At 69.9% G+C, this 15,118-nt stretch carries 11 protein-coding genes, 1 tRNA gene, 1 pseudogene and 1 riboswitch; of the genes and pseudogenes, 10 read left to right on the top strand and 3 right to left on the bottom strand.

Going from position 1 to position 15,118, the window contains the following annotated elements; genetic code table 11:
* The 3 genes and pseudogenes from HYE82_RS05685 to HYE82_RS05675 all read left to right on the top strand — a co-directional run.
* A partial coding sequence (locus tag HYE82_RS05685) for a sugar transferase (protein WP_306439545.1) occupies window positions 1-568 on the top strand: 568 nt, incomplete at its 5' end.
* Window positions 569-678: 110 nt separating this feature from the next.
* Window positions 679-2,880: pseudogene (locus HYE82_RS05680) on the top strand (heterodisulfide reductase-related iron-sulfur binding cluster); the annotation flags it as partial.
* 807 nt (window positions 2,881-3,687) lie between these two features.
* Window positions 3,688-4,623, top strand: a complete 936-nt coding sequence (locus HYE82_RS05675) for a Yip1 family protein (protein ID WP_309144210.1) — start codon at window positions 3,688-3,690, stop codon at window positions 4,621-4,623.
* 257 nt (window positions 4,624-4,880) lie between these two features.
* Here HYE82_RS05675 and HYE82_RS05670 read toward each other — a convergent pair whose 3' ends face one another.
* Window positions 4,881-5,378 carry a phosphoribosyltransferase gene (locus HYE82_RS05670; protein WP_179172805.1) on the bottom strand — a complete coding sequence of 166 codons (498 nt, stop codon included), beginning with the start codon at window positions 5,376-5,378 and terminating at the stop codon, window positions 4,881-4,883.
* Entirely contained in the window at window positions 5,375-5,962 is a 588-nt protein-coding gene (gene dcd / locus HYE82_RS05665; RefSeq protein WP_179172804.1) for a dCTP deaminase, read from the bottom strand. Before dcd ends, HYE82_RS05670 begins: the two co-directional genes overlap by 4 nt.
* Window positions 5,963-6,431: 469 nt before the next feature.
* Between dcd and HYE82_RS05660 the strand changes: the two genes are divergently transcribed.
* The 7 genes from HYE82_RS05660 (at window position 6,432) to HYE82_RS05630 (ending at window position 13,255) form a co-directional block, all read left to right on the top strand.
* A tRNA-Gly gene (locus HYE82_RS05660) sits at window positions 6,432-6,502 on the top strand.
* 575 nt (window positions 6,503-7,077) lie between these two features.
* The gene (locus HYE82_RS05655; protein ID WP_309144209.1) at window positions 7,078-8,136 is read left to right on the top strand and encodes a helix-turn-helix domain-containing protein; all 1,059 of its coding nucleotides are present in this window, start codon (window positions 7,078-7,080) and stop codon (window positions 8,134-8,136) included.
* Between the two features lie 320 nt (window positions 8,137-8,456).
* Complete coding sequence (locus tag HYE82_RS05650; RefSeq protein WP_256986948.1) at window positions 8,457-9,458, top strand: GNAT family N-acetyltransferase; 1,002 nt, start codon at window positions 8,457-8,459, stop codon at window positions 9,456-9,458.
* Window positions 9,459-9,496: 38 nt separating this feature from the next.
* Window positions 9,497-10,279 (top strand): VOC family protein, encoded by a 783-nt coding sequence (locus HYE82_RS05645; RefSeq protein ID WP_179172802.1) that lies wholly within the window; start codon window positions 9,497-9,499, stop codon window positions 10,277-10,279.
* 110 nt (window positions 10,280-10,389) lie between these two features.
* The gene (locus tag HYE82_RS05640) at window positions 10,390-11,616 is read left to right on the top strand and encodes a glycosyltransferase (protein ID WP_179172815.1); all 1,227 of its coding nucleotides are present in this window, start codon (window positions 10,390-10,392) and stop codon (window positions 11,614-11,616) included.
* Window positions 11,613-12,356, top strand: a complete 744-nt coding sequence (locus HYE82_RS05635) for a cyclopropane-fatty-acyl-phospholipid synthase family protein (protein WP_179172801.1) — start codon at window positions 11,613-11,615, stop codon at window positions 12,354-12,356. Before HYE82_RS05640 ends, HYE82_RS05635 begins: the two co-directional genes overlap by 4 nt.
* Before the next feature lie 29 nt (window positions 12,357-12,385).
* Window positions 12,386-13,255: an alpha/beta fold hydrolase gene (locus tag HYE82_RS05630; protein WP_179172814.1), complete on the top strand. Its 870-nt coding sequence runs from the start codon at window positions 12,386-12,388 to the stop codon at window positions 13,253-13,255.
* A gap of 667 nt (window positions 13,256-13,922) precedes the next feature.
* Here the strand turns inward: HYE82_RS05630 and HYE82_RS05625 are convergent.
* On the bottom strand, window positions 13,923-14,399 hold the full coding sequence (locus HYE82_RS05625; RefSeq protein WP_179172800.1) for a cupin domain-containing protein: 477 nt from the start codon (window positions 14,397-14,399) through the stop codon (window positions 13,923-13,925).
* Between the two features lie 455 nt (window positions 14,400-14,854).
* Window positions 14,855-15,049: riboswitch (cobalamin riboswitch) on the top strand.
* The last annotated feature ends 69 nt before the right edge of the window (window positions 15,050-15,118 follow it).

Genomic DNA, 15,118 nt, shown 5'->3' with positions numbered 1-15,118 from the left:
GCTCCGGCTTCCCCGCCCGCCCCGGCTCCGGCTCCCGCTTCCGCGCCCGCCCCGGCTCCGGCTTCCGCGGCGACCCGCCTACCCGGCAAAGCGGGCGGTAGACCTCCTCGGGGCGGCCGTGCTCCTGTGCGTCTTCCTGCTGCCACTGCTGATCGCCGCCGCCCTGCTGTACGCGGCCCGTCGCGGCGGCCGGGTCCTCGCCCGCCGGCCGGCGGCCGGGCTGGGCGGCCGCCCGTTCCGCACCTGGCGGCTGTGCACGGACGGGGCCGGCCGGACCGGCCGGGCGGTGCGCCGCTGCACCCTGGACGCGATGCCGCAGCTGCTGAACGTGCTGCGGGGGCAGATGTCACTGGTCGGACCGCGCCCCGAAGCGCGCACCGACCGGCCGGACCGCCTGCTGGTTCGCCCCGGAATGACCGGTCTGTGGCAGGTGAGTGCGCGCTCCGACCTCCCCTGGGAGGAAATGGCCCTGCTGGACCGGCACTATGTGGAGAGCCATTGGCTGGGGATGGATCTCGCAATCCTGGCGCAGACCCCTCGGGCGGCCCGTAAACACAGGCATGCCTGAGCGACACAGATCACCGCACGCTCGTCTACATTGCGGGGCGGAGAATGGGTAACCTCAAGCCTTGACTCAATAAGTTACCGCTTAGTAAGTCCCGCCCGAGGAGCCCTCCCATGCAACTCGCCGCGATCATCGTGTCGCTGGTCCTGACCGTGGTCGGCGTCGCGCTGCTCGCCCGAGCCGTGGCGCAGATCTACCGGTTCGTGAAACTCGGACAGCCCGTGCCGGCCGGCAGCCGCACGGACGACCCGAAGGCCCGAACGATCACCCTCGTCCGGGAGTTCCTCGGGCACAGCCGGATGAACCGCTGGGGCATCGTCGGCTTCGCGCACTGGTTCGTCGCGATCGGCTTCCTGACGCTGCCCCCGACGCTGGCGCAGGCCTACGGCCAGCTCTTCCAGGCCGACTGGACCCTGCCGATCATCGGCGGGTTCCTGCCGTTCGAGCTGTACATCGAGTTCATCGGCCTGATGACCGTCCTCGGCATCGTCGTGCTGATGGCGATCCGCCTGATGTCGCTGCCGTCGCGGGCCGGCCGCAAGTCGCGCTTCGCGGGCTCCAAGGCCTGGCAGGCGTACTTCGTCGAGTACGTCATCCTCACCATCGGCCTGGCGATCCTGGCCCTGCGCGGCCTCGAGGGCGCGATCCACCACGTCGACTCGTACGAGCCGGCGTACTTCGTGTCGTACCCGCTGGTGCTGGCTTTCAAGGGCCTGTCGCTGCCGGCCCTGCAGAACGCCATCTACTTCACCGCGATGATCAAGATCGGCACCTCGCTGATCTGGATGATCACCGTCTCGCTGAACACCAACATGGGTGTCGCCTGGCACCGCTTCCTCGGCTTCCCGAACATCTGGTTCAAGCGCAACGCCGACGGCGCCAGCGCCCTGGGCGCGCTCCAGCCGATGACCTCGGGCGGCAAGGAGATCGACTTCGAGGACCCGGGCGAGGACGACGTCTTCGGCGTCTCCCAGGTCGAGCAGTTCTCCTGGAAGGGCATCCTCGACTTCTCGACCTGCACCGAGTGCGGCCGCTGCCAGTCGCAGTGCCCCGCCTGGAACACGGGCAAGCCGCTCTCCCCGAAGCTCCTGATCATGTCGCTGCGCGACCACGCGCACGCCAAGGCCCCGTACCTGCTGGCCGGCGGCGGCAAGACCATGGAGGGCGAGGAGAAGGCGTCCGCGGAGCAGCTCGCCGGTGTCCCGGCGGCCGCCCTGGCCGAGGCGGAGCGCCCGCTGATCGGCACGGTCGAGGAGAACGGCGTCATCGACCCGGACGTGCTGTGGTCCTGCACCACCTGCGGTGCGTGCGTGGAGCAGTGCCCGGTCGACATCGAGCACATCGACCACATCGTCGACATGCGCCGCTACCAGGTGATGATCGAGTCCGCGTTCCCGTCCGAGGCGGGCACGATGCTCAAGAACCTGGAGAAGAAGGGCAACCCCTGGGGTCTGGCCAAGAAGCAGCGCGTCGAGTGGACCAAGGAGGTCGACTTCGAGGTCCCGATCGTCGGCAAGGACGTCGAGGACCTCACCGAGGTCGACTACCTGTACTGGGTCGGCTGCGCCGGCGCCCTGGAGGACCGGGCCAAGAAGACCACCAAGGCCTTCGCCGAGCTGCTGCACATGGCGGGCGTCAAGTTCGCGATCATGGGCGGCGAGGAGAAGTGCACCGGTGACTCGCCGCGCCGCCTGGGCAACGAGCCGCTGTTCCAGCAGCTGGGCCAGGAGAACGTCGCGATGCTGAACATGGCGTTCGGCGAGGACGACGAGGACGAGACGACGAAGAAGCCGAAGTCGGCGAAGAAGATCGTCTCGACCTGCCCGCACTGCTTCAACACCATCGCCAACGAGTACCCGCAGCTCGGCGGCGACTACGAGGTCATCCACCACACCCAGCTGCTCCAGCACCTCATCGACGAGGGCAAGCTGGTCCCGGTGACCCCGGTCGACGGCCTGATCACGTACCACGACCCGTGCTACCTGGGCCGCCACAACAAGGTCTACACGCCGCCGCGCGAGATCATGTCCGCCGTCCCGGGCCTGCGCCAGCAGGAAATGCACCGCCACAAGGAGCGCGGCTTCTGCTGCGGCGCCGGCGGCGCGCGGATGTGGATGGAAGAGCGGATCGGCAAGCGCATCAACAACGAGCGCGTCGACGAGGCCCTGTCCCTCAACCCGGACATCGTCTCCACCGCCTGCCCGTTCTGCCTGGTCATGCTGACCGACTCGGTGAACGGCAAGAAGAACGAGGGCCAGGCCAAGGAGTCCGTCCAGGTCGTGGACGTGGCTCAGCTGCTGCTGGAGTCCGTGAAGGCGCCCGCCCCGACGGAGGAGGAGCTGGCCGCCGAGGCCGCCGCCGCTGCCGCGGAGGCCGAGGCCGAGGCGAAGGCCGCCGCCGCTGCCGCGGAGGCGAAGGCCAAGGCGGAGGCCGAGGCGAAGGCCAAGGCCGAGGCGGAAGCCAAGGCCGAGGCGGAAGCCAAGGCCGAGGCGGAAGCCAAGGCCGAGGCGGAAGCCAAGGCCGAGGCGGAAGCCAAGGCCGAGGCGGAAGCCAAGGCGAAGGCGGAGGCGGAAGCCGCGGTCAAGGCCAAGGCCGAGGCGGAAGCCGCCGCGGAGAAGGCCGGAGCCGAAGCGGATGCCGCAGCGGCCACGGCCAAGTCCGACGCCGAACAGGCCAAGGCCGAGGCCACCGAGGCGGAGGCGGAAGCGGCTGAGGCGAAGACCGAGGCTGCCGAAGCCAAGACGGAGGCTGCCGAGGCCAAGGCCGCTGGAGCCGAGGTCGAAGCCGCTGGAGTCGAGGTCGAAGCCAAGGCCGAGGCTGCCGAGGCCAAGGCCGAGGCGGAGCCCAAGGTCGAGACCGAGGACGAGCCCGCGGCCGACGACAAGGCGGCGGTCGAGGCCGAGGCCGAGAACGCCAAGTAGCGAGAAAGCGCAGCAGTCCGCTGCGCTCCACACCGGAACGGCCGGTCCCCGCCCAGGGGTCCGGCCGTTCCGCGTTTCCCGGGCGCCGGGGTGGGGGCAACCCCCCGGGGTCCCCTAAGGGATGTCACAGCTCAGCCGCAAAGGATGGCTATTCCGGCACCGCGCCCACCGGCGCCCGCCGGACCAGGTACGTTCGATCACGTGGCTGGATTCAGGATCGGACGCGGCCGGGACGACAACCGCGCGCCTCAACAACCCCCGCGGCAGCAGCCGTACGGTCAGCAGCAACCGCAGCAGGCGCCGTACGGCCAGCAGCCCTACCCTCCCCAGCAGCAGTGGCCGCAGCAGGCGGCCGGCGCGGGAGGCCATGGCGAGCCGGAGTACTTCGACCCGTACGGGCATCCGCAGCCGCCTCACCCGGCGCAGCCGCAGCAGCCCCCGTACGGCCACGGAGGCCACGGCGGCTCGTACGCGAACGACAACCCCGGGCACACGCAGGTGTTCGCCTTGGGGGAGGACCCGTACGGCCCGCCCGGGACCTACCAGGCGGGCGACGCCGGCGCCGGCAGCGGCGCGGGCCTGACCGCGCCGACCGGTCCGCGGCTGCCGTGGAAGGACCTGCTCAAGGGCATCGTGCTGCGGCCGGGGCCGACGTTCCTGCAGATGCGCGACTACCCCGTCTGGGGCCCGGCGCTGATCGTGACGTTCCTCTACGGCCTCCTGGCCGTCTTCGGCTTCGACGAGGCCCGCAAGGACGTCATGGACGCCACCCTCGCCAACGCCGTCCCCATCGTCCTGAGCGCCGGTGTGGCCTTCTTGATCTGCGGCCTGCTCCTCGGTGCCGTCACGCACACGCTGGCCCGCCAGATGGGCGGCGAGGGCTCCTGGCAGCCGACCGTGGGCCTGTCCATGCTCGTCATGTCCATCACGGACGCGCCGCGCCTGGTCTTCGCGGTGTTCCTGGGCGGCGACAACATGTTCGTGCAGGTGCTGGGCTGGGCCACGTGGGTGGCGGCCGGCGCCCTGTTCACCTCGCTGATCAGCAAGTCGCACGACCTGCCCTGGCCCAAGGCGCTGGGCGCGTCCGCGATCCAGCTGATCGCCCTCCTGTCGATCATCAAGCTGGGCACGCTGTAGCCCGCCGGAACACGACGCGGCACAGCACAGCAGACGAAGGGGCCCGGCGCGGTCTGCGCGCCGGGCCCCTTCGCCCTTCCCTGAACCGCTCCACAAGCCCGACGAAGCGGAGCCCGTCGGACCCGGGCGCCAGCTCCGGATCGGCTCCCCCGTTCCGGAGGCGGGCGGACATGCCGCCGCCGCGGGCCCGGTGGCGTACTGCCGGGCCCGCGGCGGCGGGAGCGGGTGGCGGGACCGGGAACCGGGCCCGCGGCGGATCAGGCGTCGAGGATCTGACCCTCGCGCTTGACGACGGGCGGCTCGACCGACCACGGGAACTCGATCCAGTCGTCCGTCCGCTTCCACACGTACTCGCACTTCACGAGGGAGTGCGACTTCTCGTAGATGACCGCGGAGCGGACGTCGGCGACGGTGCCGACGCAGAAGTCGTGGACGAGCTTCAGGGTCTTGCCGGTGTCGGCGACGTCGTCGGCGATCAGGACCTTCTTGTCGGAGAAGTCGATCGCGTCCGGGACCGGCGCCAGCATGACCGGCATCTCCAGCGTGGTGCCGACGCCGGTGTAGAACTCCACGTTCACGAGGTGGATGTTCTTGCAGTCCAGGGCGTACGCCAGCCCGCCCGCGACGAAGACGCCGCCGCGGGCGATGCTCAGGATGATGTCGGGCTCGTAGCCGTCCTCGGCGATGGTGGTCGCCAGCTCGCGGACGGCGCGGCCGAAGCCCTCGTAGTTCAGGGATTCGCGTACGTTGCTCATGCCTCGTGCCTCACCTGGGTGCGGTGAAAGTTCTGGAAGGAGCGCGACGCCGTCGGGCCGCGCTGGCCCTGGTACCGCGACCCGTACCGCTCGCTCCCGTACGGGAACTCGGCGGGCGAGCTGAGACGGAACATGCACAGCTGCCCGATCTTCATGCCGGGCCACAGCTTGATCGGGAGGGTGGCGAGGTTCGACAGCTCGAGGGTGACGTGGCCGGAGAAACCGGGGTCGATGAACCCGGCGGTCGAGTGCGTCACCAGGCCGAGGCGGCCCAGGCTGGACTTCCCCTCCAGCCGGGAGGCGATGTCGTCGGGCAGCGAGATGACCTCGTACGTCGATGCGAGCACGAACTCGCCCGGGTGCAGGATGAACGCCTCGTCGCCCTCCGGCTCGACCATCCGGGTCAGGTCCGGCTGCTCGATCGCGGGGTCGATGTGGGCGTAGCGGTGGTTCTCGAACACCCGGAAGTAGCGGTCGAGACGCACGTCGATGCTGGAGGGCTGCACCATCGACTCGTCGAACGGGTCGATGCGCACCCGTCCGCTGTCGATCTCGGCCCGGATGTCTTTGTCAGAGAGAAGCACGTCCCGAGGATACGCAGAGCGCGCGAGCCACCCCCAATCGAGAGCGGGCGCCCGCGCGCCCGGCCGCCTACCGCTTGGCCGCATCCCCCACGGGGACGGCGTGCCTCAGGCGCGCGCACCGCGGGCACCGCACCAGCCGACCCGGGCCGATCCGGCCGGGACCGAGGTGCTGCAGCGGAAACGAAGCGGTACTGAACACATGCCCTTCGGCACAACGGACGACGGTGTTCTCCATCGAGGCCCTTTCCCCAACCTGCCGTACTGCGACGAATCGCCACATTAGGGGATGTTCGGAACCTGCTCCAGCCGCCACTCCCGCGGCCCGCCGCACCGGTACGTTACGCCCCAACTCCCGCACGCACGACCGTCGATGCACCCCACAAACAACGATGACCCCGCGGACGATTCACCGGGGGTCGATCATGGGGTAGAGTGTGCAACGGTACCGCTCCAGCCACTGGAGCGGCCTGCGGATGTAGTTTAATGGTAGAACATGAGCTTCCCAAGCTTATAGCGCGGGTTCGATTCCCGTCATCCGCTCTTGAGAGAAGGCCCAGGTCAGCGACCTGGGCCTTCGTTGTTGTCCAGACCTCCCAAGCGTCTTGCACCGCCTTCGCGCCACCTGCCGCCTCACTCTGCTCACACGTCTCCTCGCGGGCCGTCTGCACTGGGCATGGTCGGGCTGGTGTCCACGGTGCCCACAGGGCCCGACCTCAGGGGGGCAGAGCCCGCCAGGCGCCACTCCTCTGTGCGGCAGCTCGGTGCGTGTCGAAGCCGGCAGGCATCGGGGCGTTCAGCGTTGATCTCCACAGCTTCCCCTGTCGCCCCGTCCAGCCATCCCCCTGGGGGCCGGTCGCCCTGGTGCTGTCGCTTCTGCACGGGGCAGAATCATCGACCCGAACGCCAATCTGCACCGACTGCCGGTGGGCAGCCGGGCCGAGGAGGCAGTGCTGTTGGCCGGAGCGACAGACGCCGCACCTCCCCATTCCGCCGACGACATCACCGGCTCCGCCAAGCGATCCCGCGACCGGAGGTCCGTACTCCTGCCCGGGCGCCCCGCGAACCCTCGCCGATAATCGATGCCACGCAGAAGGTGTGCAGCGTGGGGGGGCTGAGTGGGATCGTTGGATGTATCAGGTACGACTGCGCCCTGCAGAGACAGGTTCGAGTGGTTCCGCGAGACGGTCTCCAGTGACCTAATGCCGGTCAGTCTCAGCACCCAGCACCCGACGGACTTCCGTGCAAAGATCACGGAGCTGGACCTCGGCGCCGTGCGATTGTCGACCTTCGCTTTCTCACCGGTGCTGTCGCGCCGTACCTCGGCTCACGTCCGCAGGGGCGATCCCGAGCAATTCCAACTAGCGCTGGTCACCCGCGGCGCCTTCAGGGTTTCTCAGCTTGGCGGCGAGTCGGTGATCGACGGAGATCTGGTGTTGACTGACACGTCGCGTCCGATGGAGAACGAAGGAGTCGGCGCGGACGGGCTGGTTGAGGCGATCCTGCTGCAGATACCCCGGACCGTCCTGCCTCTACGGTCGGACAGAGTGGACCGCCTCCTCGGGCAGCGCATCCCCGTGAGGTCGGGAACAACGGCGGTCCTCGCCGAGTTTCTCGGCACGCTGCTCAGACACGGTCCACACTGCGGCAGCGAGGAGATCAACCACCTGGGCTCCATGACGCTCGACCTGGCCACCGCCTGCCTGGCCCAGCAATTGGGAGCGCTGGACGAGGCACCGGCAGAGGCCCGCGCCCAAATGATGCGGCAGCGCATCACCGCATTCATCGAGCACAACCTCGGCGATCCGGACCTGACGCCCCAGGCGATCGCCGACCGGCACAACATCTCCCTGCGCACTCTCTACAACCTGTTCCGCGAGGAGCCCTTCAGCGTGGCGGCAACCATCCGCAGAGCGCGGATCGAACGCTGTCGCGTCGACCTGACGTGCCGAGACCTGAGTCAGCCCGTTCAGGCCATTGCGGCACGGTGGGGGTTTTCCAGCGCGACAGCCTTTGGTCGCGCCTTCCGCGAAGCGCACGGCATGAGCCCCACCGAATACCGCACGAATGCCCTGCACACGCAGGTGCACGGAATGTCGAGCGTGCCTGCACGTCATGTAGACCGCCGCGCCTCGCGTGGCCCTACGTTGAAGATCGCTGGAGGCAACCACTCGTAGTGAGTGGCGCTGCTCCAGAGATCTCAGCCCGGGGGTTCAGCACACGCAGGGCGACGTCGTTCAAGCCGGATCAATCATGGGGGGGGCGATGCACCGTGTGCGTGGTGGCTTAGGACCTCGACGCTGTGCAGTCTCGTTCTGCAGAGGGCGCCGAGCGCTGCTGGCCGTCACCTTCACGGAGAAGATGCCGGAAACCGCCGCCCCTCGACGTGCTCACTGACGCAGGCGGCACCTGCTCGCCCGGGTCGACCGGTGTGCCAGCCATCGGCCCCCCATGTCTTCAGAGCAGTTCGATCACCTCGACTTCGGGAGTCGTCACCTTGTCCGAGCACATCCACCTCACTCCGCTCCACAACATCTCGGCCACCGACGCCGCCGCCTGGCACCGGGTCGTCGCCGCCTCGATGGCCCGCGACCTGCCCGGAGTACCGTCTCCCGGCCCGCAGCAGATCCACGCCGAACTCACCAAGCCCACCTTGGACAGCCACCGGCTGACCTGGCTGGCCACCCGAACGGACGGCGTCGCGGTCGGGGTCGCGGGCCTGCGGCTGTTCACCTCCCCGGGGAGGGATCACCTGGCCGAACTGGAACTCCACGTCGACCCGGCACACCGGCGCCTGGGCACCGGCTCCCTCCTGCTGTCGGCGGTCGTGGCGGCCTGCCGCGCCGAGGACCGGCGCAGCCTGATCGTCGAAGCGGCGGCCGACAGCCCGGGCGAAGCCTTCTGCGAAGAGCGGAACTTCCGCCGGGCACTGGCCCTGGACCATCTGATCCTGCACCTGGACCAGTTGGACGAGGCCGCCGTTCTCCAGGCCGCCGACGCCGAGCACCCGGGCTACCGGCTGACGGGCTGGACCGGCACGGTGCCCGACGACCTCGCCGCCGTCTTCGCCGCCGCCAAGAACGCGATGAACGACATGCCCGTCGGAGACCTGGACTTCGGCACCGTGGACTGGGACGCCGACCGTGTACGGGCCATGGCCCGGGTGATCGCCGACCGCGGCGACACCCTGCTCACCCTCGCCGCCGTCCACGACGGCGGCACCATGGCCGGCTACACCGAGATCCTGCTCCCCCAGGGCGCGCCGCCCCGGGCGCAGCAGTACGACACCGCCGTCGTGCCCGCGCACCGCGGCCATGGCCTCGGGCTGTGGCTCAAGGCCGCCATGGTGGGCCGACTGCGCGCCGAGCACCCCGGGGTCGTCGAGATCGAGACCGACAACGCTGAGGACAACGTCCACATGCTGGCCGTCAACCACCGGCTGGGGTTCCGCTCCTACCGGCGCACGCGCGAGTTCCAGCTCGACCTTCCCGCTGCCTGAGACCTTTCGATCCCTTCGATCCCTTCCGAGGAGCCACCGTGAACGTCTCAGCCTCCGCCCTCTCCCTGACTGTCGCCGATGTCGACGCCTCCCGTGACTTCCTCTGTACGCATCTTGGCTACCAGGTGGCCGTGGCCCAGGACGGCTTCGCCTCCCTGACCCGCGAGGGCGCCGCCGTCGACATCGTCCTGCTCCGCAAGGGGACCGACGTCCTACCTCCCGAGCAGCGGGACCGCGAGGCGGGCGGGCTGATCGTCGCGCTCACCGTCACCGACCTCGCGGCCGAGGAGGCCCGGCTGCGCGCGGCGGGCGCCCCCATCACCATGCCGCTGCGCGAAGAGCCCTGGGGCGAGCGCCTGTTCCAGATGACCGACCCCAACGGGGTCGTCGTCCAGCTCGTCGAATGGGCCGTCCCCGACCTCGGCACGGACGGGACCGAAAGCGCCGCCGTGCAGGTGGTCACTCCCTCGGCCGACGACGTCACCGTCTCCCCGAACGCCACCATGACGGGCCTCGCGGCCCCCAGTCGCGGCAGTGCCGAACTCAGCACCTGGACAGTCGAGATGGAAGCCGGCGCGACCGGTCCCGAGCACTCCGTCAGCCGTGAACAGGTCTGGACGGTCACCGCGGGCGCCCTGGAGGTGGCCTGCGACGGCCGCACCGAAAAGGTCTCGGCCGGCCAGACCCTGATCCTGCCGCCGGACCTCGTCCGCCGGATCCACGCCCCGGAACGGGCCGAGGCCCACGTCTCGATGCGCTCCGACGGGGTCGCCTCCGTTCCCGGCACCGAGGGCACCCGCGAACTGCCCTGGGCACGGTAACCGCGGCTGCCGCCCGCACGAGCTTGTCCTGAGGGGCTTCCGGCAACGCCCGGACTCTCCCGCACCATCGCCGGCCGCGGCCGGAATCCACAGAAACGAGAATGACGAAAATGCGTGTGCTGATCATGGCTTACGGGTCACGCGGCGACATCATGCCGCCGGCCGCACTCGCGGCACAGCTGCGGAAGCTCGGCGCGGAAGTGCGGGTGTGCGCGCCTCCGGACGAGGAGTTCGCGCAACTGCTGGCCGGTGTCGGCGTGGAGCACGTGCCGTTCGGCCGATCGGTGCGGCCGCTGGTGACCGGGGCGCCGCCGTCCCCCGGATTCGCGACCGAGTTCGCGGCCGAGCTGGTCGCGGAGCACTTCGGCACCGTCGCCGCGGCTGCCGAGGGCTGTGACGTACTGGTGGCTACCGGTCTGATGCCGGCCGGTGCCCGGTCGGTGGCTGAGAAGCTGGGCATCCGCTACGTGTACGGCTGCTTCCACCCGTTTGAGTTGCCTTCGACGAACTACCTTCCGTCGCCGCGACCGGGCCCGCCGGTCCCGGCCGACGTGACCGACAACCGTGCCCTGTGGGACGTGGACGTCCAGAAGGTGAACGCGCTGTACCTGGCACCGCTCAACACCCACCGGGAGGCGATCGGCCTGCCGCCGCTGGACAACGTCCGCGACCACGTCTTCGGCGACCGCCCCTGGCTGGCGGCGGACCCGGTCCTGGGGCCGTGGCAGGAACTGACGGATCTCGACCTCCTGCAGACCGGGGCGTGGATCCTGCCCGACGAGCGCCCGCTGCCAGCCGACCTGGAAGCATTCCTGGACGCCGGTACACCCCCGGTGTACGTCGGCTTCGGCAGCATGCCGATGCGCACGGCGACGGACGTCGCCCGTACGACGGTCGAGGCGGTCCGCGCGCAGGGCCGGCGCGTACTCGTCTCCCGCGGCTGGGCAGACCTTGGCCTGGTGGACGATGCGGACGACTGCTTCGCCGTCGGTGACGTCAACCACCAGGCGCTGTTCCGCAGGGTGGCCACCGTCGTGCACCACGGCGGCGCGGGCACGACGACGACCGCCGCCCGGGCCGGTGCGCCCCAGGTCGTGGTGCCCCAGTTCGTGGACCAGCCGCACTGGGCCGCCCGCGTGGCGGAACTGGGCATCGGAGCGTCCCACAACGGGCCAAACCCGACCTTCGCGTCCCTGTCGGCCGCCCTCGGGACGGCGCTGACCCCCGAGACGGAAGCACGGGCGAAGGCCGTCGCCGAAACGATCCGCACCGATGGCGCAGAGGTGGCTGCGAAGCTGCTCCTCGACACGGCGCACGCTGAGCCGGTGGGCCGGTGAACCGCGAACGGATCTCCGGCATTGCGCATGCCGACCACCCGATAAAGTCCCCGCTCGGCGACGACTCGGTCAGTCGGCTGCTCGAACGCGGCCTCCCGCGAGGCGACGAGCGCGTGCTCGACCTCGGCTGCGGCACGGCGGAATGGCTCCTGCGCGCCTTGGCGTCCCGCCCCCACCTGCGCGCCGAGGGTGTCGACGTCTCCGAAGTCGCCCTGACGCAGGCCCGCCAGGCAGCGAGCAAGCTCGGTGTCGACGACCGCCTGGTCCTCCACCACCAGGAGGCCGCCGGCTTCGTCTCCGCGCAGCCGTTCGACCTGGTGATCAGCGTCGGTGCCACGCACGCCTTCGACGGCCTTCTCCCCACCCTCGCGGCGGCCCGCAGGCACCTGGCCCCCGGCGGCCGCGTCCTGATCGGCGAGTCGTTCTGGGACCGTACTCCTTCGCCGGAGGCGGTCGAGATGTTCGGTGACCTCCACGACCTGGCGACCACGGTGGACCACGTCGTCGCCGACGGATGGGCCCCGGTCCACGGCCATGTCAGCACCCGCGATGAGCTGGACGCCTACGAGTGGGCCTGCTGGGGCTCGCTGGCCTCATGGGCTCTTGACCACCCTGCCGATCCTGCCGCCGTACAGGTGCTGGAGACGGCCACCGCCCAGCGTTCGCAATGGCTGCACGGGTACCGGGACAGCTTCGGATTCCTCTGCCTGGTCCTGCGCCGGTCCCCCGCGACGACCTGAAAGTGAGTACCCGGAAAGTGAGCACACAGATGCACCCGACGTTCGTACTGGTCCACGGAGCCTTCGCGAACTCCTTCTCCTTCGCGCCCCTCCAGGCGGAACTCGGCCTCCTCGGACACCGGTCGGTCGCCGTCGACCTGCCCGGCCACGGCTTCCAGGCGACCTTCACCCGGGCCTACCAGTCGCCTCAGGACCCGGAGGGGCTCGCCACGGTGCCCGGCTCGATCAAGGGAGTCACGCTCGCCGACAACGCCGCGCACCTGATAGAGATCCTCGAACGGGCCAAGCAGAACGGCCCCGTGATCGTCGTCGCCCACAGCCGCGGCGGCATCACGGTCACGGCCGCAGCCAACGCCCGCCCGGATCTGATCGACCACCTCGTCTACGTCTCGGCCTGGGCCCCGGTCAACCTCGACGTCAACGACTACTACGCCGAGCCGGAGATGGCCACGGTCGACCCCGCAGCCTTCGCCTCAGCACTGGCCGGAGACCCTGCCGACCTCGGTCTGCTCCGGGTCAACTTCCGCACCGCGAACCCGGACGCGCTCACGGCGTTCAAGACGGCCTTCCTCGCCGACGGCACCGAGGAGGAGTTCCTCACCTTCCTGAACACCTTCCAGCCCGACGAGAACCTGGACGCCGGCAGCTCCGCCGACCGGGCCCAGGCCGCGACCTGGGGCCGCATCCCCAGGACCTACATCCGCCTGGCCGACGACACGAGCCTGCCCCTCGCCCTACAGGACCGCCTGATCCGCGAGGGCAACGAGCTGACGCCGGACAACCCGTACGACGTCCGCACCCTGGAGGGCAGCCACCTGAAGTGGCTGGTCGACCCGGCTCCGGCGGCCCGCGTCCTGGGCGACCTCGCCCCGCTCCCGGTCTCGTCCGCTCAGGCGTGACGGGACAGGCGTGAGGTAGTGGGGCACGGCGGACGTAGCGTCCGTGCGGGAGCGCCCACGATCGCCCCGATTCTGCAATCGCACGCCACTGACGGGTGACGGCCTTCGCCAAGGCCGTCACCCGGTCTTCTTGCCGGGCGTTGCCCACTCAGCCGACGCTTGCGCCCGCAACGCCCGGTTGTGGGCGCTGCGGTCGAACCTTGAGAACACCCGGTGACGCCGGGCCGAGGAGCCCCTCTCCTCGGTTTATGCCGCGCACGTGCCCCAGCCGTGCCCTTCAAGGCTCTCGGCCACCGGACGCCGATCCGCCTCGAATCCCGAGACGGATTCCGAATGACCTGCACCACGCGCCACAGGCGTGCGGCCCGGCCGGCTGCCGGACCGCACCCCTGAGCATCACCTCCGCCGTACCGCTCCGGCGGGAGCCGCGAGCGGGGGAACGATCCTGTGGACGATGGCGGTCGCGCTGGTGCCCGACCCGCAGTCCGCCGACCGCGAGCCGACCGCGGACAGTGGCGTCGATGTCACCGGCGAGCTTGCGCTGGTGCTCCTTGGTGGAGTGCCGGTAGATCGGCTGCGCACGCTCGGACGACCACCGGGAGGGAAGATCGTGATCGTCTCGGCTCGCCGGGGGACCGGAACCACTGTCGCGATGAGCCCTCGCCGGTCAGGCGTGCTCGTCCGATGGCTGCCGGGCAGGCTGGACCGACCAGCTCGGCGGCTCGTCGCCGCCTGAGTCCTCGTCGCGCTCCGCGTCGGCGCCTGTCGCATGGATCTTGCCCGACGCGTGGTGGACCGGCGCGTACACGGCGTAGAGCTGCAGGGTCTCGTCACCGATGTTGGTGACGTTGTGCCAAGTGCCGGCGGGTACGAAGACGGCCCAACCGTCCTCGACCTCCCGGTCGAAATCGAGTCGATCCTTCGCGCGGCCCATCTGGACGCGGCCCCGGCCTGCGTCGAGTCGTAGGAATTGGTCAGTCTCCGGGTGCGCCTCCAAGCCGATGTCCTCACCCACCGGGATCGACATGAGGGTCAGCTGAAGGTACTTCCCGGACCAGGCGACCGCGCGATAGTCCGTGTTCTCGAGCGTCGCCTTCTCGAGGTCGAAGCTTTGGGGGTCCGGCCCGATGTCCTTGATGGTCATGCTTCTCTCCCGGTCAACGAAGGCGGTACGCGGTACACGGCCGCGGCCCCCGCCACGTTCCGCCGTGCGTCCGGTCGTGCAGTCGACCGGGTTCGTACAGTCGACGACAACAGTCGTGCCGGCCACGGCGCCGACGCGACATCTCCGTGATCGAGTGCCCAGCGGCGCACTCCGGCACGATCCGCGACCGCTGAGCATGACCCTGGGCCGTTGTCACGACGACGCACGCAGCCCTCCAGCGCAGCCCGCTGGGCATCGGCTACCGACAACCGCGGAATCTTCGGACCAGCACGACTCATGCCGACCTAACGCCAGAGCTCGGACTCAGGTCACTCGTCGGGCTTGGTCGGATTCCGCAGCAGTCGACGCGCTCGGGGCGGGCCGGCGAGCGTGCCGACCGCACATCGCTCAGGGCGCCAACTGCTGTGGCTGGTCGCACAGGTGTGGGTCTGGCGTTGCCGTGGCCGGTTCTGCGATGCTTCCGTCCGACAAGCGACGGCGGAACGAGGAAGCCGGTGAGATTCCGGCACGGTACCGCCACTGTGTAGGGGGAGCGACTCCGCCCATGGCCACCGCCCCATCCGGGGGCGGGAAGGCCGGAGAAGCTGTGATCCCGAGTCAGGAGACTCACGCCGTCGCACCTCGATGTACGGGGCGGATTTCCCCAGGAGAGGCGGTGGCACCCGTGTGCCTGCGTATGCGTGGCGGCAGCTCTGCAC

The sequence above is a fragment of the Streptomyces sp. BR123 genome (assembly GCF_013401435.1).
Lineage (GTDB): Bacteria > Actinomycetota > Actinomycetes > Streptomycetales > Streptomycetaceae > Streptomyces.
Note: the sequence above shows the minus strand (reverse complement) of the source record. Positions and strands in the feature narration are given on the sequence as shown.

Excerpts from the sequence above, each read along its gene's own strand:
- HYE82_RS05670 (WP_179172805.1), bottom strand. The coding sequence starts at position 5,378 with ATGAGCAACGTACGCGAATCCCTGAACTACGAGGGCTTCGGCCGCGCC.
- HYE82_RS05640 (WP_179172815.1), top strand. The coding sequence starts at position 10,390 with ATGCGTGTGCTGATCATGGCTTACGGGTCACGCGGCGACATCATGCCG.
- HYE82_RS05630 (WP_179172814.1), top strand. The coding sequence starts at position 12,386 with ATGCACCCGACGTTCGTACTGGTCCACGGAGCCTTCGCGAACTCCTTC.
- HYE82_RS05625 (WP_179172800.1), bottom strand. The coding sequence starts at position 14,399 with ATGACCATCAAGGACATCGGGCCGGACCCCCAAAGCTTCGACCTCGAG.